This window comes from Tardiphaga sp. 839_C3_N1_4, assembly GCF_051811045.1.
GTDB lineage: Bacteria > Pseudomonadota > Alphaproteobacteria > Rhizobiales > Xanthobacteraceae > Tardiphaga.
This window is the reverse complement of the sequence record NZ_JBPWQD010000001.1, coordinates 3,835,856-3,855,343: the sequence shown is the minus strand read 5'-3', so window position 1 is coordinate 3,855,343 and position 19,488 is coordinate 3,835,856. Positions and strand designations below refer to the sequence as shown.

The window sequence follows — 19,488 nt, the reverse complement described above, 5'->3', positions numbered from 1 at the left end:
AGCGCGTTTTCAGACGAGGCAGTTATCGAACGCGCTCGAGCGCAAGGCTGAGGCCTTTTGTCGAGCATGTCTTGTTGAACCCGCTCAAGGGCACCCAGACCGTAACCAGAAGAAGACCTATGAACCTTCGCAACATTGCTATCATCGCCCACGTTGACCACGGCAAAACGACTCTCGTCGACAAGCTGCTGCAACAGTCGGGCACCTACCGCGACAATCAGCGCGTCCAGGAACGCGCGATGGATTCGAACGACATCGAAAAAGAGCGCGGCATCACCATTCTCGCCAAGTGCACCTCGGTGCTGTGGGATGAGGTCCAGATCAACATCGTCGACACCCCGGGCCATGCCGACTTCGGCGGCGAAGTTGAACGCATCCTGTCGATGGTCGATGGCGTGATCGTGCTTGTCGACGCTGCTGAAGGCCCGATGCCGCAGACCAAGTTCGTGGTCGGAAAGGCGTTGAAGCTCGGCCTCAAGCCGATCGTCGCCATCAACAAGGTCGACCGTCAGGACGCCCGCATCACCGAAGTCGTCAACGAAGTGTTCGACCTGTTTGCAGCGCTTGACGCCACCGACGACCAGCTCGACTTCCCGATTCTGTACGGATCGGGCCGCAACGGCTGGATGGCCGACAGCCCGGACGCGTCGCACGATGTCGGCATGAAGCCGCTGTTCGATCTCGTCATCAAGCATGTCGCGCCGCCGGTGGTTGAAGAAGGTGCGTTCCGCATGCTCGGCACCATCCTCGAAGCCAACCCCTATCTCGGCCGTATCATCACCGGCCGCATTTCGGCGGGCTCGGTCAAGCCGAACCAGAGTGTCAAGGTGCTGTCGCGTGACGGTAAGGTCGTTGAAACCGGCCGTATCACCAAGATTCTGGCGTTCCGTGGTCTTGAGCGTCAGCCGGTTGAGCTCGCCGAAGCCGGTGACATTGTCGCCATCGCCGGCCTGCCCAAGGGCACTGTCGCCGACACCTTCTGCGATCCGTCGGTTGAAATTCCGATCCAGGCGCAGCCGATCGATCCGCCGACCGTGTCGATGTCCTTCATCGTCAACAACTCGCCGCTCGCCGGCACCGAAGGCGACAAGGTCACCAGCCGCCTGATCCGCGACCGCCTGCTGCGCGAAGCCGAAGGCAATGTCGCGCTCAAGGTCGTCGAATCTGCCGATCGCGACGCGATGGAAGTATCGGGCCGCGGCGAATTGCAGCTCGCGATCCTGATCGAGAACATGCGCCGCGAAGGCTTCGAGCTTTCGGTGTCGCGTCCGCGCGTGGTTCTCACCAAGGACGAGAACGGCAACACGCTGGAGCCAGTCGAAGAAGTCGTCATCGACGTCGATGAGGAATTCTCCGGCGTGGTCGTTCAGAAGATGAGCGAACGCAAGGCCGAGATGATCGAGATGCGTCCGTCGGGCGGCAACCGCCTGCGTCTGGTTTTCTACGCGCCGACCCGCGGCCTGATCGGCTATCAGGGCGAACTCATGACCGATACCAAGGGTACCGCGATCATGAACCGCCTGTTCCACGACTACCTGCCCTATAAGGGCGAGATCGCCGGCCGCCGCAACGGCGTGTTGATCTCCAACGACCAGGGCGAAGCGGTGGCCTACGCCATGTTCAAGCTGGAAGATCGCGGCCCGATGATGATCGAGCCGGGCTGGAAGGTCTATAAGGGCATGATCATCGGCGAGCACACCCGCGAGAACGATCTCGAACTCAACGTTCTCAAGGGCAAGCAGCTCTCCAACATCCGCACCACGTCGAAGGACGAAGCGGTGCGTTTGACGCCGCCGATCCGCATGACCCTCGAAAAGGCGCTCGCCTATATCGAGAGCGACGAGCTGGTCGAGATCACCCCGAAGTCGATCCGCCTGCGCAAGAAGCATCTCGATGCCAACGACCGCAAGCGCGCCGAAAAGACCAAGGAAGTGATCGCGTAAGCGACGAGCTTTCTTTGGCGAGTTACGAAATGCCCGGCGAGAGCCGGGCATTTTTTGTTTGGCACTGTCATTCCGGGGCGCACGCGCATCTTTGCGCGGGCGAACCCGGAATCCCGACATGGTTGAACACTTCGGGATTCCGGGCTCGTGCCCTCAGCTGCGCTGAGCGCCCGCCCCGGAATGACAAGCTCTATGGTTAGACCTTCGGCGCCCCGACCTGCTTCAACGGATCGGCCTTCGCAAACGCCTCCATCGCCTCGCAGGCGGCGACGATGCGGTCGATGGTCGGGATGCCCGCAATTTCGATCTTCAGCACCTTCATGGTTGCGGTGATGCTGAGCAGGCAGATATCGGCGATGGTCACCTCGTCGCCATGACAGAAGCGGCCGGTGACGGGCTCGCTGGCGAGGCGCTTTTCCACGGCGGCGAGGCCCGTGGTGAACCAGTGCACCAGCCAAGCGCGAACTGCGGCATCGTCAAAGCCGGCGGTAATGGCGAGATATTTGCGCACACGCGGCGTAATGAGCGGATGGGTGTCGGCGGCCAGCATCGCGGCGATCGAACGCACCCGTGCGCGGCCGTGTGGATCGCTCGGCAGCAGCGGCGGGGTCGGATGGATCTCGTCGAGGAATTCCAGGATCGCCAGTGATTGCGTCAGCGGCAGGTGGCCGGGCTCGATCAGGGCCGGAATCGCACCGAGCGGATTGATCTTGAGGAACTCGTCGCCGCGCTGCTCGCCCTTGTCGAGGTCGATCACGCGCTCGTGCGCTTCCAATCCCTTCAGGTTGAGCGCCACGCGGACGCGATAGGTCGCGGACGTCCGCCAGAAGCCGTAGAGTTCGAAATCGTGTGGGGCTGTCATGCATCTTCTCCGAGGGCAGCGGTGGCTTGAATAATTCAAGCAAGCCTTTATCCCGTTGTCACCCGTTTCCCATTCGCTGTGAATACCGACGCGATGACCAGACTGCCTTCCGAAGTAGATGTCGCCATCATCGGAGCCGGCGCTGCCGGCCTCGGCGCCGCTCGTATGCTGGAAGGTTCCGGGCTCTCGGTGATTGTGCTGGAAGCGCGCGACCGGATCGGCGGCCGTGCCCATACGATCATGGCGGCCCCCGGCATTCCGTTCGATCTGGGCTGTGAGTGGCTACACTCCGCCGACAAGAATGACTTCGTCGGCATCGCGAAAGAGCTCGGCTTCGCCGTCGACAAGTCGCGTCCGCCGTGGCGCGATCAGGCCTATGACGCCGCCTTCTCAAAGGCGAAGCGCGATGAGTTCTTCGCCGCGATCGACGCGTTCTATGAGCGCGCCGAGGAGGCCGCGGAAAACGAGATCGATGCGCCGGCCGCGACGTGCCTCGAGCCCGGCAATCCATGGAATCCGATGATCGATGCGATCTCGACCTATATCAACGGCTTCGAGCTCAAGGATGTGTCGCTGCACGACATGGATGCCTATGAGGACACTGACATCAACTGGCGCCTGCCCGATGGCTATGGCGCGCTGATTGCGGCCTATGGCGCGCCGTGTCCGGTGGCGCTGAACACCGAAGTCACTGTTATCGATCATTCCGGCGCGCGCACCCGCATCGAAACATCGCGCGGCACGCTCAGCGCGGCGAAAGTCATCGTCTGCGTGCCGGCCAATCTCATCGCCAACGAGAATATCCGCTTCACGCCGCCGTTGCCCGGCAAGGTCGAGGCCGCCGCAGGCCTGCCGCTCGGCGCCGACAACAAGGTAATGCTGGCGCTCTCCGACGCGGAGAAGTGGCCGTCGGATATCGGGTTGCGCGGCGCCGCCCTGCGCACCGGCGTCGGCAGTTTTCACCTGCGCCCGTCCGGTCGCCCCTGCATCGCCGGCTTCTTCGGGGGGAGTTTCGCGCGCGAGCTGGAAGACGCCGGTGAGGGCGCGCTCGCCGCGCAAAGCATCGACGAGATCGTGGCACTGCTCGGCTCAGACATCCGCAGCAAGCTCACGCCGCTCGCGGAATCCCGCTGGGGCCATGATCGCTTCGCGCAGGGCGCCTATTCGGCGGCGAAGCCCGGCCATGCCGATGCTCGCGCGGTCCTCGCGGCGCCGGTGGATGGCAGGCTGTTCTTTGCCGGCGAAGCGACGTCGCCGAATTTCTTCTCGACAGCGCACGGGGCAAGGGAGAGCGGGGAGAGGGCGGCCAAGGAGGTGGTGAGTGCAGGTAAGCGCGCGAAAGCGTAATTGGCCGCGCTACTCAATCACCCTCGCCCTCATCCCCGCGTCCGGCACGATACACGCCTCGGTCCTTCCGAAGATGCGATAGCGGTTCGTTGCGATCAGGCTGTAGACCGGATTGCGCAGCGCCTTCGGCACCACGAACAGCACGCGCACCCACTGCCAGCCGGGCAGCGTCGACAACACCGTCAGCGCCGCATCGGATCTGACATAAGCCACGCCGCCATGAATCACTGCATTGGTGTCGGGGTCGGCGGCATCGATGCCGAAATGGCGGGCGAGGCGGCTGCCATAGTCGGACTGGATCGGGGTGAAGCGAAAGCGACGATCGGTGTCGCGTTTGGCGACGAACTGGATCCAGCGCGAGCAGAAGATACAGACACCGTCATAAAGGATGACATTGTCATCGGGCCAAGGCTCGGTCACTGCACTGTCCATCCCGGTTGCGCAAGCTTGCGCGTCATCGCGTTGTCGCCGGACTGGTCAAAACTGCCTTGAGTGCCTTGTCCAGTGCGGCACCATAGATGTCGTCACCGCCGTCGCTCTCCGCAAGCCAGTGGCCTTCGCTTCGAAAATCCGGCAATTCATGGAAATCGACTCTATCGCCGCCCTTGCGGAATGCATCCGCCAGTTGGCGTGACAAGTCCGGCGAGAAATAGCTGTCGTTGTGCGCGATGAGCCAGATCACAGGCACATGCGCCGTCTTGCCGAAGGTTGCGACCGCGGCGATCAGGCGCTGCGGCGCGCAAACGTCGTTCGGCCGGTCATTGGCATGGCCGCCCCGTCCGGGGGCAAAGGCAATGACCGCTCTGACGCCTTGCGGATTGGCGCCGGCCATGGCGAGCGCGCCCCAGCCGCCCGCGGAATGGCCGATGACGATCGTGCCGTCGCTGCGAATGAAGGGTTGTCCGCGAATATCAGTCATCGCTGCGGCGATACTATCCGCCGTGGCGCGGCCGGCGCCGAGATAGTCGGCATTGTCGCAGCCGCCTTGGTCTTCCAGGTAGCGTCCGTCGGTGACGCCATGGCCGGGACGTTCAGCGACCAGCACGGCGTAGCCTCGCCTGACAAACCAGGAGGCGAGTGCGCGATATTCCGGTTGCGGCATCTGCGCGCGGCGCAGCGCGTTCTGTGTGGAGGCATGCGCGATAACAGCGAGCGGGAACGGGCCATTGCCGGGCGGGCGAAACAGCACGGCGCGGGAACTGGTATTTGGATCGGGCGACGCTACCGACCAGACCTGCCGGCGATGCGGCGCTTCTTCCGGGCCCTGCGCGCCTGATGTCTGGGCCGCGGCGATAGCAGCGCTTCCGTGCAATGCAGCCAGCAGGCAAAGCGCTTGGACGTATTTCATATGCGCTCAGGGACTTTCGTGCGGACGCCATGCCTGTCGAACTCTACACGCCGCGAATCACATCGATGCAGTTGTGCACATCGATACGCGGGTGCAACTGCGACACGACTCGCGCGATACGTGCCAGCAGTGGAAAACATGGCGTTCGGCGCGCATTGGATGCAGCTCTGTCCTTTTTCGATACAACTCTTTCGGTAAACTGATGCTGAAAATCCACACGTTAACCGATAATTAACGATGGACCTTGAAGAGCGCCCGCCGACTTGCTTTGATCCCCTCATGAGCACAACCCTGATCGAGGTTCGGCCGGCCAAAGCTGCGGATGCAGCCGCGGTGGCGTCCACCCATGACGAAGCTTGGCGCGCGGCCTATCAAGGTCTCATCCCGGGCCCCGAATTGGAAAAGCTGATCAATCGCCGCGGTCCCGGCTGGTGGGATTCGGCGATCCGCAAGGGCAGCCGCGTCAGCGTTTTGTGCTTCGGCGACAAGGTCGCCGGCTACGCCAATTACGGTCGTAACCGCGCCCGCAGCCTGCAGTTCGAAGGCGAGATCTACGAACTTTACCTGCGTCCGGAATTCCAGGGCCTCGGCTTCGGCCGCCGGCTGTTCGCCTCCGCCAAGCGCGACCTCGTGCAGAGCGGGCTGAAGAGCATGGTCATCTGGGCGCTGTCGGACAATGAGGGCGCGACGGAGTTCTACCGCGCTCTGGGTGGCCGCATGGTGGCCCGTTCCTCGGAGCGTTTCGGCGCAAAATCGCTCGATAAAGTGGCATTCGCCTGGACGAATTAAGCCATTAAGCCGGTTCATGATTTTCTGGTCTCGCAGGCGTTGAATCCGGGCTCCCGCTCGGCTACGCCTGTCGCAACCTGTCCTATGAAATCTGGAGTGTTTGATGCGTCTTGACGCAATCCCGCTCGGCGCCAAGGCGCCGCATGAAGTGAACGTCGTGATCGAGGTCCAGGTGGGCGGCGAGCCCATCAAATACGAGATGGACAAGGAATCCGGCGCCCTGTTCGTCGATCGCTTCCTCTACACCCCGATGCGCTACCCGGGGAATTACGGCTTCATTCCCCACACTTTGTCTGGCGACGGCGATCCCTGCGATGTGCTGATCGCCAACACCCGCGCCATCGTGCCGGGCGCGGTGATGAGCGTGCGTCCAGTCGGCGTGCTCTTGATGGAAGACGAAGGCGGCCTCGATGAGAAGATCATCGCGGTGCCGACCTCGAAGCTGACCCAGCGCTACGACAAGGTGAAGAACTACAGCGATCTGCCGGAGATCACGCTGCAGCAGATTCAGCACTTCTTCGAGCACTACAAGGATCTCGAGCCCGGCAAGTGGGTCAAGGTGGTGCGCTGGGGCGATGCCGCCGACGCGCAGCGCCTGATCATGGAAGGCGTCGAGCGCGCCAAGGCCGCCAAGACCAAGTAACAGAGACCGGCGTAGCAGAAGGGGACTTCCGATGCGCCGATGGATCAAACTGCTCCGAACGGCCGCGCTGATCGTCATCGCGGCCGTTCTGCTTCTTGCGGGCGTCGTACTCGTCAAGACGTTCAGCGGGGGATCGCGGCAGCTGCAAGTGACCGCAGCGGCGAAAGCGCCCGTCGATGAGCAGGCGGCCGCAGAGCGCCTTGCAGAGGCGATCCGCTTTCCGACCATCTCCAATTTTCTCAATCCCGATCAGGCTGCCGAACCGCTTCGTGCGATGCAGGCGCATCTGGTGGCGAGCTTTCCGGCTTTCCATGCGGCGGCGAAGCGCGAAGTGGTCGGCGATTACAGCCTGCTCTACACATGGGAAGGCAGCGATCCTGCCTTGAAGCCGATCGCGCTGCTGGCGCATCAGGATGTCGTGCCTGTTGCCCCGGGCACCGAAAAGGACTGGCAGCAGCCGCCGTTCAAGGGCGTCGTCGCCGATGGCTTCATCTGGGGGCGCGGGTCATGGGACGACAAGGGCAATCTGTACTCAATCCTCGAAGCCGCCGAAGCCATGGCGAAGGCAGGTTTCAAGCCGAAACGCACGATCTATTTCGCTTTCGGTCATGACGAGGAAGTGTCCGGCAAGCGCGGCGCGCGGGCGATCGCGGCGCTGCTGAAATCACGCGGCGCGAAACTCGACTTCGTGCTCGACGAAGGCCTGCTGATCACCGAGGGGATTCTCAAGGGCCTCGACAGACCGATGGCGTTGATCGGCGTGGCCGAGAAGGGCTATGCGACGCTGGTGCTGACCGCGCATGGCACGCCCGGTCATTCGTCGATGCCGCCCCGCGAAACGGCCATCGGCATGATGAGCGCAGCACTGGCGCAGCTTGAGAACAAGCGCCTGCCGATGCAGATCCGCGGCACCGTCGGCGAGATGTTCAACACGATCGCGCCGGAGATGAGCGGCTTCAACCGCGTGGTGCTGTCCAACCTGTGGCTGTTCAAGCCGCTGTTGCTGCGCGAATTCGAGAAGAGCGGCCCGACCGAGGCGACGGTGCGCACGACCACGGCGCTGACGATCTTCAAGGCCGGCGAGCAGGACAATGTGCTGCCGGGCAATGCCGAGGCGACAGTGAATTTCCGGCTGTTGCCCGGGGATACCCAGGCCAGTGTCACCGAACATGTGCGCAACGCGGTCAGTAATGACAAGATTTCCATCGCGGCGTTCCCCGGCAATACCGATCCGCCTCCGGTGACCGGTACCGCAAGCCCGTCCTATCGCGCGCTCAATCAGACCATTCGCGAGATATTCCCCGATGCGCTGGTGGCGCCGGGCCTGATGGTCGCGGCGACAGACTCGCGGCACTACACGGACGTCACCGACAACATCTTCCGCTTCTCGCCGGTGCGCGCGACGTCGGAAGACCTCAAGCGTTTTCACGGCACCAACGAACGGCTGAGCGTCGCGAACTACGCTGACATGATCCGGTTCTATCGACGGCTGATCGAGAATACGGCGAACTAAACCGCCTGCGCCGGCAGCTTGTGAATCGCCCAGGCGGCCCGCAGCGTGTTCACCAGCAGGCAGGCGACTGTCATTTGACCGACGCCGCCGGGGACCGGCGTGATCGCGCCGGCGGTCTTCAGCGCTTCCTGATAGGCCACGTCGCCGACGAGGCGCGTCTTGCCTTCGGCACCGGGCAGCCGATTGATGCCGACATCGATCACGGTCGCGCCGGGCTTGATCCAGTCGCCGCGCACCATTTCAGGGCGGCCCACTGCCGCATAGACCAGATCCGCCTGCGCGCAGAGCTTGGCGAGATCGCGCGACTTCGAATGCGCGATGGTCACCGTGGCGTTTTCATTGAGCAGCAGTTGCACCAGGGGACGGCCGACCAGATTGGAGCGGCCGATCACGATGGCATTCATGCCTTCGAGTGATTTATGCACGCTCTTGGTCAGGATGATGCAGCCGAGCGGCGTGCAGGGCGACAAAGCGGGCATGCCGCTGGCAAGGCGTCCGGCATTGGTCGGGTGCAGGCCATCGACGTCCTTGCCGGGATCGATTGCGTTGACGACGGCGTCGGTGTCGAGCCCCTTCGGCAGCGGCAGCTGCACGAGAATGCCGTGTACGGTGGGATCGGCGTTGAGCTTCTGTACCAGCGCGATCAGATCGGCCTGAGCCACATCGGCCGGCAGCTTGTGCTCGAAGGAGGCCATGCCGGCTTCCTGGGTCTGCTTGTGCTTGCTGCGCACATAGACCTCGCTGGCGGGATCGCTGCCGACCAGCACCACGGCGAGGCCAGGCGTCACGCCATGTTGGGCTTTGACGCGCGCGACTTCAGCTGCGACGCGGCCACGCAATTCAGCGGCAATGATCTTTCCATCGATGATGCTGGCGGTCATGTGTCGCTCCTGTCGTCTGTGTCGTCGGGCACTGCTGCAGCGATACTGCGCAGCATGGCGCCCAGTTTTGTCGGGTCGCCATCGACCGCGATCTGTTTCACGCGCGACGTGGTGCCGGACAGCACGCGCACATCGCGCTTCGGCACGCCGAGCCGCTTGGCAAGCAGCTCAGTTACGGCGCGGTTGGCTTCGCCGCCCTCGGCGATGGCGCGCACCCGCACTTTCACCACCGAGCGGCCATTGGCCATCGTCTCGATCCCGTCGATATCGTCTCGGCCACCCCGCGGCGTCACGCGAACGGTGATGCTGACACCGTCAGTCGCGTAGCGCCAGGGCTCCGCCACGAACCCGGCGGCCGATCAGAAGACGCTGGGATAGATGTAGTAGGTAATCACCCGTTGCAGGAACATGATGATCAGGATCAGGATGATCGGTGAGATATCGAGGCCGCCGAGGCTCGGCAGCATCCTGCGGATCGGCGCCAGCACGGGCTCGGTGATCCGGAACAGGAATTCGGCGATCGCGGAGACGAACTGGTTGCGGGTGTTGACGACGTTGAAAGCGATCAGCCAGGACAGGATCGCCGAGGCGATCAGCAGCCAGACATAGAGATCGAGAATGATCAGCACGATATCGAGAACGGCGCGCATGGCGGGGATGGCTCGCGGGTTAGGTCGCGGATTCGACTGTCCGCTAAATATCGGTTCAGCCCCCCTCAAACAAGGGAAGTTCCGGGCGAAAAGTGCCGGAAAACCGCGCTTTTGCGACGTTCTTGACTTGCCGTTAACGGGGATTGTAAATGGCGCCGATTGCTGACCGGATCGCATGGGCGACCCGGTTCGTATCGGGGCCATAGCTCAGCTGGGAGAGCGCGTCGTTCGCAATGACGAGGTCGGCGGTTCGATCCCGCCTGGCTCCACCATTCTTCGCTTGCGTCGCAAGCTCCGGTTCGGCAAGCCATCCTCCCGACCATAAAAAGCGAAGCAAACGAAGGACGTCTCGCCGAGGCCCGCAGGGCGTAGGCGGACCGGATTCACACCCGTCTCAACTGCAACCTTGCCACCGCCCCCGCGATGAAGCCGCGCGGAAACAGCCGCAGCAGTAGTGGCACGATCTTGATGCCGAGGCCGGGGAAAACCGTGCGTTTGTTGGCCATCAGGCCCTGATAGCCCAGCAGGGCGACATCGGCGGCCGAGACATTGAGGATGGCTGAGTCGAGGCCCGGCGTGAATCCGGCGCGCGCCTGGAATTCCGAAGGCACCGGCCCGGGGCACAACGCGGTGACGCGCACGCCCTTTGAGCCGAGCTCCTGACGCAGTGCTTCGGTGAAGGACAGCACATAGGCCTTGCTGGCGTAGTACACGGCCATTCCGGGACCCGGCAAAAAACCCGCGATCGAGCTGAGATTGAGAATGCCGCCCTTGTTGCGGATCAGGCTCTCGGAAAAGCGCAGCGACAGATCCGTCAGTGCGCGCACATTGACCTCAAGCATGCCGAGTTGCCGGTCGCGGTCCATGTCGATGGCGCGACCGAACATGCCGAAGCCGGCATTGTTCACGACGTACTCCACTTCGACATCGGCAGCAGCGAGGGCAGCCGCGATCTGGGCGCAGGCGTCGCGTTGTTCGAGATCGCAGGGAATGATGATGGGCGCAGCACCGCCTGCAGCAGTGATTTCAGCGGCCAGCGCATTCAGGCGCTCGGCACGGCGTGCAACCAGAGCGACGCGATGCTTGTTCGCAGCGAAGACGCGGGCGAGTTCGGCGCCAATTCCGGCCGAGGCTCCGGTTATTAACGTCACGCGCTCAGTCACAATAAGGTACTCTTAAAATACGTGAGGACGATTTGCATGCATCTACAGGCGTAATAGGGATACCCGTGATGTGCAAGTCGGAATGACCACCGGAGTACCGCAGGACATCCAGTTCCCGAGCGTGTAGCAGTGGCATGAATTATCGGGGACCGCGCATTAAACTTTGGTTATGCGTCGTGGTGCTGTCATTTGCCGGTCAGGCTGCGCCTGTTCAGACAGTGGTATCCGTTGTGGCCGTACCGCCCGCCACGCGTCGTTTGAGCTCCATCCGGTCACGTGATGAAACTGCGAGCAGGTCGGCTGCGCGCCAGACCACATTTTCCTCGAACTCACTGACGCGGCCGTCAACATAGACCAGCTGCCACATCATCTCGACGAGACGGACACGGCCGGGCTCGTCGACCACGCGCATGATGACGCTCGTAAAGTGATAGAGATCGACGGCTTCGCCTTCGACGAGGGTGGCAGCCGAGATGAGCCTGTCAGCCGTGCCGGGATCGAGCTCGAAACGCGACTCGATCAGGCTGTGCAACTTGGCTCTCTCGATAGCTGAGGGCTCACCGTCCAGCGAGATGACGTGAAGCATCAGCGCCGTGGCGGCAAGACGGAAGCCGGTATCGTCGAATGCCTGATTTCCGTGCGCATCGGGAGACACCACGTCGGCAATGAATTGGCGCAGTTTTTCCAGCATTATTCCTTGAACCAGATGATCGAGCGGGCTGCCATGCGGCGAAAGCGCTCGTGCTTTGTCGCGCGAAAATGGAACGCGCGCAATGCGGCCGGGTTCCCGAAGCGCTGATGACAGTTAAGTAACGATTGAGACGATTGGCAGTTTACGGGGGCTCATGTCACGGGATTTCATAGACCACCATTTTGTCGGCGATACCGCGCAAGGCCGCATGTTTCTGGATCGGCGTGATCTCAGCCTTCCGCAGAATGGCTTCCACGGCCTGCGCCGATATCACCGGGCTGGTAACGTGGATCGCTTGCGAGGTTGACAGGCCCTGCACCCTGGCAGCGATATTGACGGTCTGGCCAAAGTAATCCTGCCGCTCGTTCAGCATCACAGCGAGGCAGGGTCCCTCATGGATACCGATTTTGACCACGAGGTCTTTGGTGCCGCGCTCTTCATTCAGCCGCTCCATCGCGGCGCGCATGCGCAAACCTGCGGCCAGCGCCTGTTCGGGCCGCGTAAAGGTCGCCATGACGGCATCGCCGATGGTCTTCACGACGGCACCGGCTTCCGACGCAATGATCTCCAGCAGTGCGTGGAAATGCGCACGCACCAGATCGAAGGCTGCGAGATCGCCGACGCGCTCGTACAAGGCAGTCGAGCCCTTGAGGTCGGTGAACAGGAAAGTCAGCGAGGTAATCTTCAGTCGCTGATCGATATTGAGGTTGTCGGCCTTGTAGACGTCGCGAAAGGTCTGGTTGGTGAGTATCCGCTTGGCTGTGAGGAACGGCTTGCGCTTGCCGATCAGGTGATGGAGACCCTCGGCCGCGACAAATACCGATGGCAGCACGCGCACCTCGGTCTGGTTTTCGAGGGACAATCGCAGCGGTCCGGGTTGCATTGTGATGGTGCCGGTCGGCGTATGCTGCCGGTTGTAGATCAGCGACAGATGCTGTCGTTCCTTGGTCGGCTCGCCCTGCACGTCAATGAACTGCGCGGCATGGGTTACCGGCTCGAACACGATGACGAATTCCGACGGCAAGTGCAGCGACATCACCGCTTTTTCATGTGCCGGCAATTCCATTGCGTCCAGTGTCACTTCATCGGTGAGTGACGCAAACGATTCCTGATTGAGATCGACGCCTGAACTCCAGAACACCTGCTTGAAATATTCCCAGAGCGGCAGCGTATTGGGGTCGTGTGCAGCGATGTGCCTGACGCGCGGTGCGACCGTGAACGCCACCTCGACCTGCTCGTCAACCGACGCTTCATAGCCGCAGGCGCAGAGCCCGCAATGGTAGTCGTCATGGCGTAGCGATTTCAGCGTGCTGTGGGCGTCGAGGACGCCGCTGCAGCCCGGGCACAACACATTCCAGGTCAGGTCGAACAGGCCGAGGCGGGAGGCATGCAGGAAGCCGGAAATGACGCGCTCTTCGTTCAGGCCACGGCGTGCCGCAAAATCCAGCACATTGATACGATTGAGTTCGTGGTCCGCACCGTCGCGGATCAGTTGTGCAATGGCATCGGCTACGGCCGGATCGGTCGCCTGGTTCAATGTCGCGAATAGTGCCTGAACATCACTCATGGCATCAGTTTAGGCCAAATAGGCGCTGCATCCAAGACAGGGCTTTGCCGCAACACTTCAACTTGTCGTTCCGCCCGCGTGCCATGAGCGCGCGGGGGCGGGGAAGACGTGAGGAGAGGACGTGCTGACATAACGTCAGCGTCGCTCAATCCAGAACTGTGGCGAGCGATCCGGTTGTGTCGTCACCACGCCGATCGGCATGACGGGTGCTTTATCCGGCAGCTCGATGCGGAACGCGCCGATGATTTTCGCCAGCGCCAATGTGGCCTCGACAAGCGCGAAATGCGCGCCGATGCAGACCCGGGCACCGACGCCAAAAGGCAGATAGGCGAAGCGGTCCGGCGGCGTCGCGCCGGGCATGAAGCGGGACGGCATGAAGGCGTTGGGCTCGTGCCACAATTTCTCGTGCCGATGCAGCAGCCAGGGCGCGATCAGGATCACGTCCTTGCTGGCAACGGACTGGCCAGCCAGACGATCAGGGCCCGCGGCGGCGCGCGCGATCAGAAAAGCCGGCGGATAGAGCCGCATGGTTTCGTCGATCACGGCGCGGGTGAATTTCAGATGTTCGATATCGAACGTACCGTTCGCACTGGCGGCGCGGGCTTCGGCCGCGACCTGCTCCTGGGTCGCCGGATCGAGCGTCAGCATATACAGCGCCCAGAACAGCGCCGTTGCCGTCGTCTCATGGCCGGCGAGGATCATCGTCGCCACCTGATCGCCGAGTTGCACGTCGGTGAAGGATGCGCCGGTTTCCGGATCGCGCGCGGCCACCATCAGATCGAACAGATCGCGCGGCGCGTCGTCGTTCTTGCCGGCGGCGCGACGTGCGGTCATCAGCTCGCCGACGAATCTCGTCCAGCGTCTGCGGAAGAAGGCGCGCGAGATATCCTGCGGCGTTGGCCAGCCCAGCGGCAGCAGCAGGTCGAGGAAATGCGGCCGTGCTAGGTTCATGCCGTATTCCATCACGAAGTCGCGCAGCTTCGCGCCATGTTCGGCCATGCCGAACGAGAACATGGTGCGGCCTGCGATCTCCAGCGTCATCCGCTGCATGATCGCGCGCAGATCGACCGGCTTGCCCTCCGCGCGGTGCAGGTCGGCCAGCGTGTCATCGACCGCCGAGATCATGTGCGGCACCAAAGTCGTCACTGCGCGCGGTGTGAAGGCCGGCGCCAGTGTCCGGCGCTGGTGTTTCCAAGTGCGGCCTTCGGCGAGCAGCAGGCCCTCGCCGAGCATCGGCCGCAGCACGCGGAATGCCGCAGGCGTGCGGGTATAGTTCTCGTAATTGTCTACCAGCACATGGCGGATCGCATCGGGGTTATTGAGGATGAAACTGGCATGGCCGAAGAAGCGGCCCTTGATGATGTCATCTTCATAGGCACGCTGGCCCCAGGTCTCGATGGCGCTGCGGCGCATGGCCGACATACGCCCCAGTGCCCCCATGTTCTCGGGCGCACGCGGCGGGCTCGGCGGCACCAGGGGCTGCCGTGGAGCTGAAAAGTCATAGACTTCGGCAATGCTCACGATGGACCTCGCAACCTGAAATGCGGTGCCGGCTGTGGCTTCACTATAGCAGTTGCTAATCCGGGCGCCATGAAGGCGTCGGCCTGTCGCGCGGTAATGGCTAGCTGCTTCTTCGCCCCCGTGCTCACCGAAAGGGGCGAGCCGAGACGAACTCTGCGACGACTTGCGGCCCAAACGGATGCATTCCTCGGAACGATACTCACTCATGCACATTAGGGAGGCAACGTTCCGTACCGGAACGATTTGGGGATGTAGAATGATCGATACAGTTGTCGTCCAACCCGCCGCAGGCGTCGACGAACCGCAAACCTCGGGCGTGTCGTGGGCTGCGGTCGCCGCCGGCGCGGTTACTTCGCTCGCACTTACGCTGATTCTGATTGCCTTTGGCACCGGTCTTGGCCTGTCGGTCGTATCGCCTTGGGCAAACTCAGGCGCCTCCACCACGACATTCAAGATCACGACCGGCATCTATCTGGTCGTGATCGCAATGATCTCATCATCGATCGGCGGCTATCTGGCCGGCCGCCTGCGGTCGCGCTGGATCGGTGTGCATTCGGACGAGGTCTACTTTCGCGACACTGCGCATGGATTCCTGGCCTGGTCGTTCGCAACAGTCTTGGGGGCAATTCTGCTGGCGTCTCCTGCCACGACCCTGTTGAGCGGGGCTACGTCAGGTGTTGCCGCAGGTGCAACCGCTGCAACGGCCCAGGCGGGTCCGAATGATGGCTACATCGATTCGCTGCTCCGCCCGACGACGCCATCGGCCGATGGCAACAGCATGGAAGCGCGCGGTGAACTGTCGCGTCTGATGGCTGCCAGTTTCCGCGGCGGGGACGTCAAGCCTGCTGATCGCAGTTACGTCAACAAGGTCGTCGCCAGCCGCACCGGCTTGAGCGAGGCCGATGCGGACAAGCGTGTCACCGAAGTCATCAATGATGCGAAGTCCGCTGCGGATGCTGCACGCAAGGCTGCGATGCAACTCGCATTCTGGCTCACGGCTTCGCTGCTGATCGGTGCTTTCTCCGCCAGCCTTGCTGCGACGGAAGGTGGCGGTCTTCGTGACGGTACCTGGAAAAAACGTCGTTAACCCAATCAAAGGAGACAACCATGCCCATTCTTCTGTGGCTACTCGGAATCCCGCTTCCCCTCATCATCCTGGTGCTGTTGCTGCGATAACAGAATAACGACAGAGCCCCGTACCCGGCGGGGCTCTATGCTATTCGAACAATGCTTCACGCGATCTGACGGAAGGCGCGCGCAAAAGCAGCGTTATGGAAGCCAAGCCCCGAGGCGCGCGAGAGTTGGCGTGATCTACTCGGTGAACTCCGCCACCGTGATCCGGTTTTCCGAAGCCGGCCAGGCACGCACCACGATCCGCTCCTGATTGAACAGTGCCGCCACCGGACGTCCGATATCTGTGACCGGAAGGCGGATGGTCGAGAGCGAATCCGTGGGCACGCCGGCTTTCACGTCGGTCGGCTCCTTGCCGTGGAGCAGCACGACATCGCGCGGCAGTCCGAAATAGCCGCGGACGCGCGACATCGACACCACCGCGCCGGCAGTGGTGTCGGCGGGACCCAGGGCGCGACCGGCGCGCAGATGAACGACGTCGGACGAGCGGAGGAATGGCGAGCGATAGGAATGCGTGATCGGCGCGCCTGCCGATGTCAGCACGATCTCGACAGGCCAGGTCGGGTCGACCTGAACCGGACCCCAGCGGCCATCGGCGGAGGTGCGGGTCGCATAGAGCGCCGCCCCGATCCGTTCGCCGCTGTCAGGTGCGACGCGATACACCTCGACCAGAGCATCCGCGACCGGACGATTGGTCGGCACGCCGCCAGGCGTGCCGGTGACGAGACCGCTGATTTTCACCTCATTTTCCGGCGCGATATCGATCCGCGCGGGTTCGCGGCCGGCGATGAATTTGTAGATCTCGCGGAAGGCGCGGGGGTGAAAGCCGGTCTCGCGATGATCGATGGCGCCGATCACGAGATTGGTGGCGCCGCGCAGTGCCGGACCATCGGAGGTGACGCCGGTCGCCACGCCCGGCTTGCCGAGCAGCCGGCTATCGGGCTGCGCATATTTGTCGATGCCATCGCTGCGCAGCGTCAGGAACGCAGTACCCTCGGTCACTTCCGGGCCTTCGCTGCCATTGAGCCCTTTGAGGAACGGCCCGCGGCCGTTGAATTCGCTGCCGGGATTGTCGGCCCAGTCGAATACGCCGTGATTGGGCGTGCCGCACAACACGGCGTGGCTGACATCGCCTCCGCCGCCATTCTTGACGTAATTGCGCACCGCATTGCCGCCGCGGGAATTGGCGACGAGCGCCACTTTCACCGCGCCCGTGCGCTTTTTCAGTTCCGCGATGGCCTCGCCGAGCTCGCGGCGCTGGTCCTCCGTGGAGGAGCGGCCTTGCTGCGCCACAGCATCGTCGGAACGCGCCAGCGGATCGGTGAAATTGAGCGCCATCAGACGGTTGCGCGGAACGCCATTGGATTCCATGCGCCAGATCTGCGTCATCCAGAGCGCCGCGTGGTCGCCATTGCCGTGGACGAACAGAATCGGAGGAATGTCGGAACCGGCCGCTGCGCTAGGGTTGGTCTGTGCAACCGCCTCGAAACGGAGCGTATGGAGGGCCAGCGGCAGCATCGCCGCGCCTGTGAGAATGGTTCGTCGCGACAGCGTCATAGCTGGTCTCCCTCTATCTGCGCACTACCGGCGCTTGCTGCTGTGATAGCGGAGCAGGCACTGGACAGACAACGCGTTTCGCAGGCATCACCTTGGATACGCCCGCGGGGAATCAGGCCCCGTATGGCCCTGCAGTCGCTATCTGCAGCAGACGACGGGACGATGATGGCTGAAGCAGCGAAACCAGTGGTTCTTCCCTCCGACGGCATTGCCGCCCCGCTGCGGTTTGCGGTGTTCCGGCGGATCTGGCTCGCCAGCCTGCTGTCCAATCTGGGCCTGATGATCCAGAGCGTGGGTGCTGCCTGGGCGATGACCCAGATGACTGCGTCGGCAGACAAGGTGGCGCTGGTGCAGACCGCCTTGATGCTGCCGATCATGCTGATCTCCATGCCCGCAGGCGCCGTCGCCGACATGTATGACCGCCGTGTCGTGTCGCTGGTGTCGCTGGTGCTGTCGCTGGTCGGCGCCACCATGCTGACCATGCTGGACTGGACCGGCCACATCACGCCGAACATCCTGCTGGCCTTCTGCTTCATCATCGGCAGCGGCATGGCGCTGTTCGGGCCGGCCTGGCAATCCTCAGTGGGCGAGCAGGTGCCGCCGGAGGTACTGCCATCCGCCGTGGCGCTGAACGGCATCAGCTACAATATCGCGCGGAGTTTCGGCCCGGCGATCGGCGGCATCGTGGTTGCCACCGCCGGTGCCGTCGCAGCCTTCGCGGCCAATGCGGTGCTGTACATCCCATTGCTGGTGGTGCTGTTCCTGTGGCGTCGCAAGGTCGATGTTTCCAGGCTGCCGCGCGAACGGATGAGCCGCGCCATCGTGTCCGGCGTGCGCTACATCGCCAATTCGCCGTCGATCCGCATCGTGCTGACGCGCACGCTGATCACCGGCATCTGCGGTGGCTCGGTGTCGGCACTGATGCCGCTGGTCGCGCGCGACCTTCTGCATGGCGGCGCGCAGACCTATGGCATCATGCTCGGCGCCTTCGGCATGGGTGCGGTGATCGGCGCAATGAATATCGGCCATGTCCGCAAGCATCTCAGCGGCGAAGGCGCGATCCGCGCCTGCGCGCTGATTATGGGTGTCGCGATTGCTGTCGTTGCGGTCAGCAGTGAGCCCGTGATCACCGCGGCGGCGCTGGTGGTGGCGGGGGCGGTGTGGATGCTGGCGGTCGCCCTGTTCAATATTGGCGTGCAGCTCTCCGCACCGCGCTGGGTCGCCGGGCGTTCGCTTGCGGCATTCCAGGCGGCGATTGCCGGCGGCATTGCGATTGGCAGCTGGGGTTGGGGTCATCTCACCGATATGGTCGGCGTCGAGGCCGCGCTACTAGTGTCCGGCGCGTCGATGTTTCTGTCACCACTGTTCGGTCTGTTCTTGCGGATGCCGCCGACCGGCGCACGCGATGAGGATGCCGAGACGCTGGCTGACCCCGAAGTACAGCTGCAGCTCACAGCGCGCAGCGGCCCGCTGGTGGTGGAGATCGAATATCGCGTGGATCAGGAGAGTGCGCGGGCGTTCCACGGCGTGATGCAGGACGTGCAGCTCTCGCGCCAGCGCAACGGCGCCTATGGCTGGTCGATCGCGCGCGATATCGCCGATCCCGAATTGTGGACCGAGCGCTATCACTGCCCGACCTGGCTCGACTTCCTGCGCCAGCGCAACCGCGCGACACAGTCCGAACGCGCGTTGTATCAGCGCGCAGTGGCATTCCATCTCGGGCCGGATCCGGTCCGCGTGCGTCGCATGCTGGAGCGGCCGTTCGGTTCGGTGCGCTGGAAAGACGATACGCCCGATCGCGCAGCGACCGAGGTGCTTCCTGTCGCGACGCCGGCCGGCAGCAGCGGTTAGAACTTCTTATTTTGACGCGAGCCGGTGCCCA

General features: G+C 63.0%; 18 protein-coding genes and 1 tRNA gene. 8 read left to right on the top strand and 11 right to left on the bottom strand.

Annotated features, from left to right (window positions below; all coding sequences use genetic code 11):
- Window positions 1-119: 119 nt before the first annotated feature.
- Complete coding sequence (typA, locus tag AB8A38_RS18405; protein ID WP_315840078.1) at window positions 120-1,943, top strand: translational GTPase TypA; 1,824 nt, start codon at window positions 120-122, stop codon at window positions 1,941-1,943.
- A gap of 196 nt (window positions 1,944-2,139) precedes the next feature.
- Here typA and maiA read toward each other — a convergent pair whose 3' ends face one another.
- On the bottom strand, window positions 2,140-2,805 hold the full coding sequence (maiA, locus tag AB8A38_RS18400) for a maleylacetoacetate isomerase (protein WP_315840079.1): 666 nt from the start codon (window positions 2,803-2,805) through the stop codon (window positions 2,140-2,142).
- A 93-nt stretch (window positions 2,806-2,898) separates the two neighbouring features.
- Between maiA and AB8A38_RS18395 the strand changes: the two genes are divergently transcribed.
- A complete protein-coding gene (locus tag AB8A38_RS18395; RefSeq protein WP_315840080.1) occupies window positions 2,899-4,152 on the top strand; it encodes a flavin monoamine oxidase family protein in 1,254 nt (417 codons plus the stop codon).
- 9 nt (window positions 4,153-4,161) lie between these two features.
- Here AB8A38_RS18395 and AB8A38_RS18390 read toward each other — a convergent pair whose 3' ends face one another.
- Both AB8A38_RS18390 and AB8A38_RS18385 read right to left on the bottom strand, forming a co-directional pair.
- Window positions 4,162-4,584, bottom strand: a complete 423-nt coding sequence (locus tag AB8A38_RS18390) for a thiol-disulfide oxidoreductase DCC family protein (protein WP_439086973.1) — start codon at window positions 4,582-4,584, stop codon at window positions 4,162-4,164.
- A 22-nt stretch (window positions 4,585-4,606) separates the two neighbouring features.
- The gene (locus tag AB8A38_RS18385) at window positions 4,607-5,500 is read right to left on the bottom strand and encodes an alpha/beta hydrolase family protein (RefSeq protein WP_439086972.1); all 894 of its coding nucleotides are present in this window, start codon (window positions 5,498-5,500) and stop codon (window positions 4,607-4,609) included.
- A 279-nt stretch (window positions 5,501-5,779) separates the two neighbouring features.
- Between AB8A38_RS18385 and AB8A38_RS18380 the strand changes: the two genes are divergently transcribed.
- The 3 genes from AB8A38_RS18380 to AB8A38_RS18370 all read left to right on the top strand — a co-directional run bounded on the left by AB8A38_RS18380 (window position 5,780) and on the right by AB8A38_RS18370 (window position 8,445).
- Complete coding sequence (locus AB8A38_RS18380) at window positions 5,780-6,289, top strand: GNAT family N-acetyltransferase (RefSeq protein WP_068737851.1); 510 nt, start codon at window positions 5,780-5,782, stop codon at window positions 6,287-6,289.
- A 103-nt stretch (window positions 6,290-6,392) separates the two neighbouring features.
- The gene (gene ppa, locus AB8A38_RS18375) at window positions 6,393-6,932 is read left to right on the top strand and encodes an inorganic diphosphatase (RefSeq protein ID WP_315840083.1); all 540 of its coding nucleotides are present in this window, start codon (window positions 6,393-6,395) and stop codon (window positions 6,930-6,932) included.
- A gap of 31 nt (window positions 6,933-6,963) precedes the next feature.
- The gene (locus tag AB8A38_RS18370; protein WP_439086971.1) at window positions 6,964-8,445 is read left to right on the top strand and encodes a M20 family peptidase; all 1,482 of its coding nucleotides are present in this window, start codon (window positions 6,964-6,966) and stop codon (window positions 8,443-8,445) included.
- Here AB8A38_RS18370 and folD read toward each other — a convergent pair.
- Genes folD through AB8A38_RS18355 form a run of 3 tightly spaced genes read right to left on the bottom strand, consistent with a single transcriptional unit; the run spans window position 8,442 to window position 9,976 of the window.
- On the bottom strand, window positions 8,442-9,326 hold the full coding sequence (gene folD, locus AB8A38_RS18365; RefSeq protein WP_439086970.1) for a bifunctional methylenetetrahydrofolate dehydrogenase/methenyltetrahydrofolate cyclohydrolase FolD: 885 nt from the start codon (window positions 9,324-9,326) through the stop codon (window positions 8,442-8,444). The genes AB8A38_RS18370 and folD overlap by 4 nt on opposite strands.
- A complete protein-coding gene (locus tag AB8A38_RS18360; protein WP_439086969.1) occupies window positions 9,323-9,670 on the bottom strand; it encodes a DUF167 domain-containing protein in 348 nt (115 codons plus the stop codon). Before AB8A38_RS18360 ends, folD begins: the two co-directional genes overlap by 4 nt.
- Window positions 9,671-9,685: 15 nt before the next feature.
- On the bottom strand, window positions 9,686-9,976 hold the full coding sequence (locus AB8A38_RS18355) for a YggT family protein (protein WP_068737841.1): 291 nt from the start codon (window positions 9,974-9,976) through the stop codon (window positions 9,686-9,688).
- 196 nt (window positions 9,977-10,172) lie between these two features.
- Between AB8A38_RS18355 and AB8A38_RS18350 the strand changes: the two genes are divergently transcribed.
- Window positions 10,173-10,248 (top strand) — tRNA-Ala (locus AB8A38_RS18350).
- Between the two features lie 111 nt (window positions 10,249-10,359).
- On the opposite strand, the gene AB8A38_RS18345 is transcribed toward AB8A38_RS18350, so the two are convergent.
- The 4 genes from AB8A38_RS18345 to AB8A38_RS18330 form a co-directional block, all read right to left on the bottom strand.
- A complete protein-coding gene (locus AB8A38_RS18345) occupies window positions 10,360-11,139 on the bottom strand; it encodes an SDR family NAD(P)-dependent oxidoreductase (RefSeq protein ID WP_439086968.1) in 780 nt (259 codons plus the stop codon).
- Between the two features lie 211 nt (window positions 11,140-11,350).
- On the bottom strand, window positions 11,351-11,830 hold the full coding sequence (locus AB8A38_RS18340) for a TerB family tellurite resistance protein (RefSeq protein ID WP_439086967.1): 480 nt from the start codon (window positions 11,828-11,830) through the stop codon (window positions 11,351-11,353).
- 157 nt (window positions 11,831-11,987) lie between these two features.
- On the bottom strand, window positions 11,988-13,397 hold the full coding sequence (locus AB8A38_RS18335; RefSeq protein WP_315840087.1) for an adenylate/guanylate cyclase domain-containing protein: 1,410 nt from the start codon (window positions 13,395-13,397) through the stop codon (window positions 11,988-11,990).
- A 135-nt stretch (window positions 13,398-13,532) separates the two neighbouring features.
- Window positions 13,533-14,918: a cytochrome P450 gene (locus tag AB8A38_RS18330; protein ID WP_315840088.1), complete on the bottom strand. Its 1,386-nt coding sequence runs from the start codon at window positions 14,916-14,918 to the stop codon at window positions 13,533-13,535.
- Between the two features lie 256 nt (window positions 14,919-15,174).
- Here AB8A38_RS18330 and AB8A38_RS18325 point away from each other — a divergent pair, with 256 nt between their 5' ends.
- The gene (locus AB8A38_RS18325; RefSeq protein WP_439086966.1) at window positions 15,175-16,005 is read left to right on the top strand and encodes a hypothetical protein; all 831 of its coding nucleotides are present in this window, start codon (window positions 15,175-15,177) and stop codon (window positions 16,003-16,005) included.
- Window positions 16,006-16,229: 224 nt separating this feature from the next.
- Here the strand turns inward: AB8A38_RS18325 and AB8A38_RS18320 are convergent, their stop codons facing one another.
- A complete protein-coding gene (locus tag AB8A38_RS18320; protein WP_439086965.1) occupies window positions 16,230-17,606 on the bottom strand; it encodes a hydrolase in 1,377 nt (458 codons plus the stop codon).
- Between the two features lie 165 nt (window positions 17,607-17,771).
- Between AB8A38_RS18320 and AB8A38_RS18315 the strand changes: the two genes are divergently transcribed.
- Window positions 17,772-19,457: an MFS transporter gene (locus AB8A38_RS18315; protein WP_439086964.1), complete on the top strand. Its 1,686-nt coding sequence runs from the start codon at window positions 17,772-17,774 to the stop codon at window positions 19,455-19,457.
- Window positions 19,458-19,488 lie beyond the last annotated feature (31 nt).

Excerpts from the sequence above, each read along its gene's own strand:
- AB8A38_RS18385 (WP_439086972.1), bottom strand. The coding sequence starts at position 5,500 with ATGAAATACGTCCAAGCGCTTTGCCTGCTGGCTGCATTGCACGGAAGC.
- AB8A38_RS18325 (WP_439086966.1), top strand. The coding sequence starts at position 15,175 with ATGATCGATACAGTTGTCGTCCAACCCGCCGCAGGCGTCGACGAACCG.
- AB8A38_RS18380 (WP_068737851.1), top strand. The coding sequence starts at position 5,780 with ATGAGCACAACCCTGATCGAGGTTCGGCCGGCCAAAGCTGCGGATGCA.
- AB8A38_RS18340 (WP_439086967.1), bottom strand. The coding sequence starts at position 11,830 with ATGCTGGAAAAACTGCGCCAATTCATTGCCGACGTGGTGTCTCCCGAT.
- ppa (WP_315840083.1), top strand. The coding sequence starts at position 6,393 with ATGCGTCTTGACGCAATCCCGCTCGGCGCCAAGGCGCCGCATGAAGTG.
- maiA (WP_315840079.1), bottom strand. The coding sequence starts at position 2,805 with ATGACAGCCCCACACGATTTCGAACTCTACGGCTTCTGGCGGACGTCC.
- AB8A38_RS18390 (WP_439086973.1), bottom strand. The coding sequence starts at position 4,584 with ATGGACAGTGCAGTGACCGAGCCTTGGCCCGATGACAATGTCATCCTT.
- AB8A38_RS18335 (WP_315840087.1), bottom strand. The coding sequence starts at position 13,397 with ATGAGTGATGTTCAGGCACTATTCGCGACATTGAACCAGGCGACCGAT.
- folD (WP_439086970.1), bottom strand. The coding sequence starts at position 9,326 with ATGACCGCCAGCATCATCGATGGAAAGATCATTGCCGCTGAATTGCGT.
- AB8A38_RS18395 (WP_315840080.1), top strand. The coding sequence starts at position 2,899 with ATGACCAGACTGCCTTCCGAAGTAGATGTCGCCATCATCGGAGCCGGC.
- AB8A38_RS18355 (WP_068737841.1), bottom strand. The coding sequence starts at position 9,976 with ATGCGCGCCGTTCTCGATATCGTGCTGATCATTCTCGATCTCTATGTC.
- AB8A38_RS18320 (WP_439086965.1), bottom strand. The coding sequence starts at position 17,606 with ATGACGCTGTCGCGACGAACCATTCTCACAGGCGCGGCGATGCTGCCG.
- AB8A38_RS18315 (WP_439086964.1), top strand. The coding sequence starts at position 17,772 with ATGGCTGAAGCAGCGAAACCAGTGGTTCTTCCCTCCGACGGCATTGCC.
- typA (WP_315840078.1), top strand. The coding sequence starts at position 120 with ATGAACCTTCGCAACATTGCTATCATCGCCCACGTTGACCACGGCAAA.
- AB8A38_RS18370 (WP_439086971.1), top strand. The coding sequence starts at position 6,964 with ATGCGCCGATGGATCAAACTGCTCCGAACGGCCGCGCTGATCGTCATC.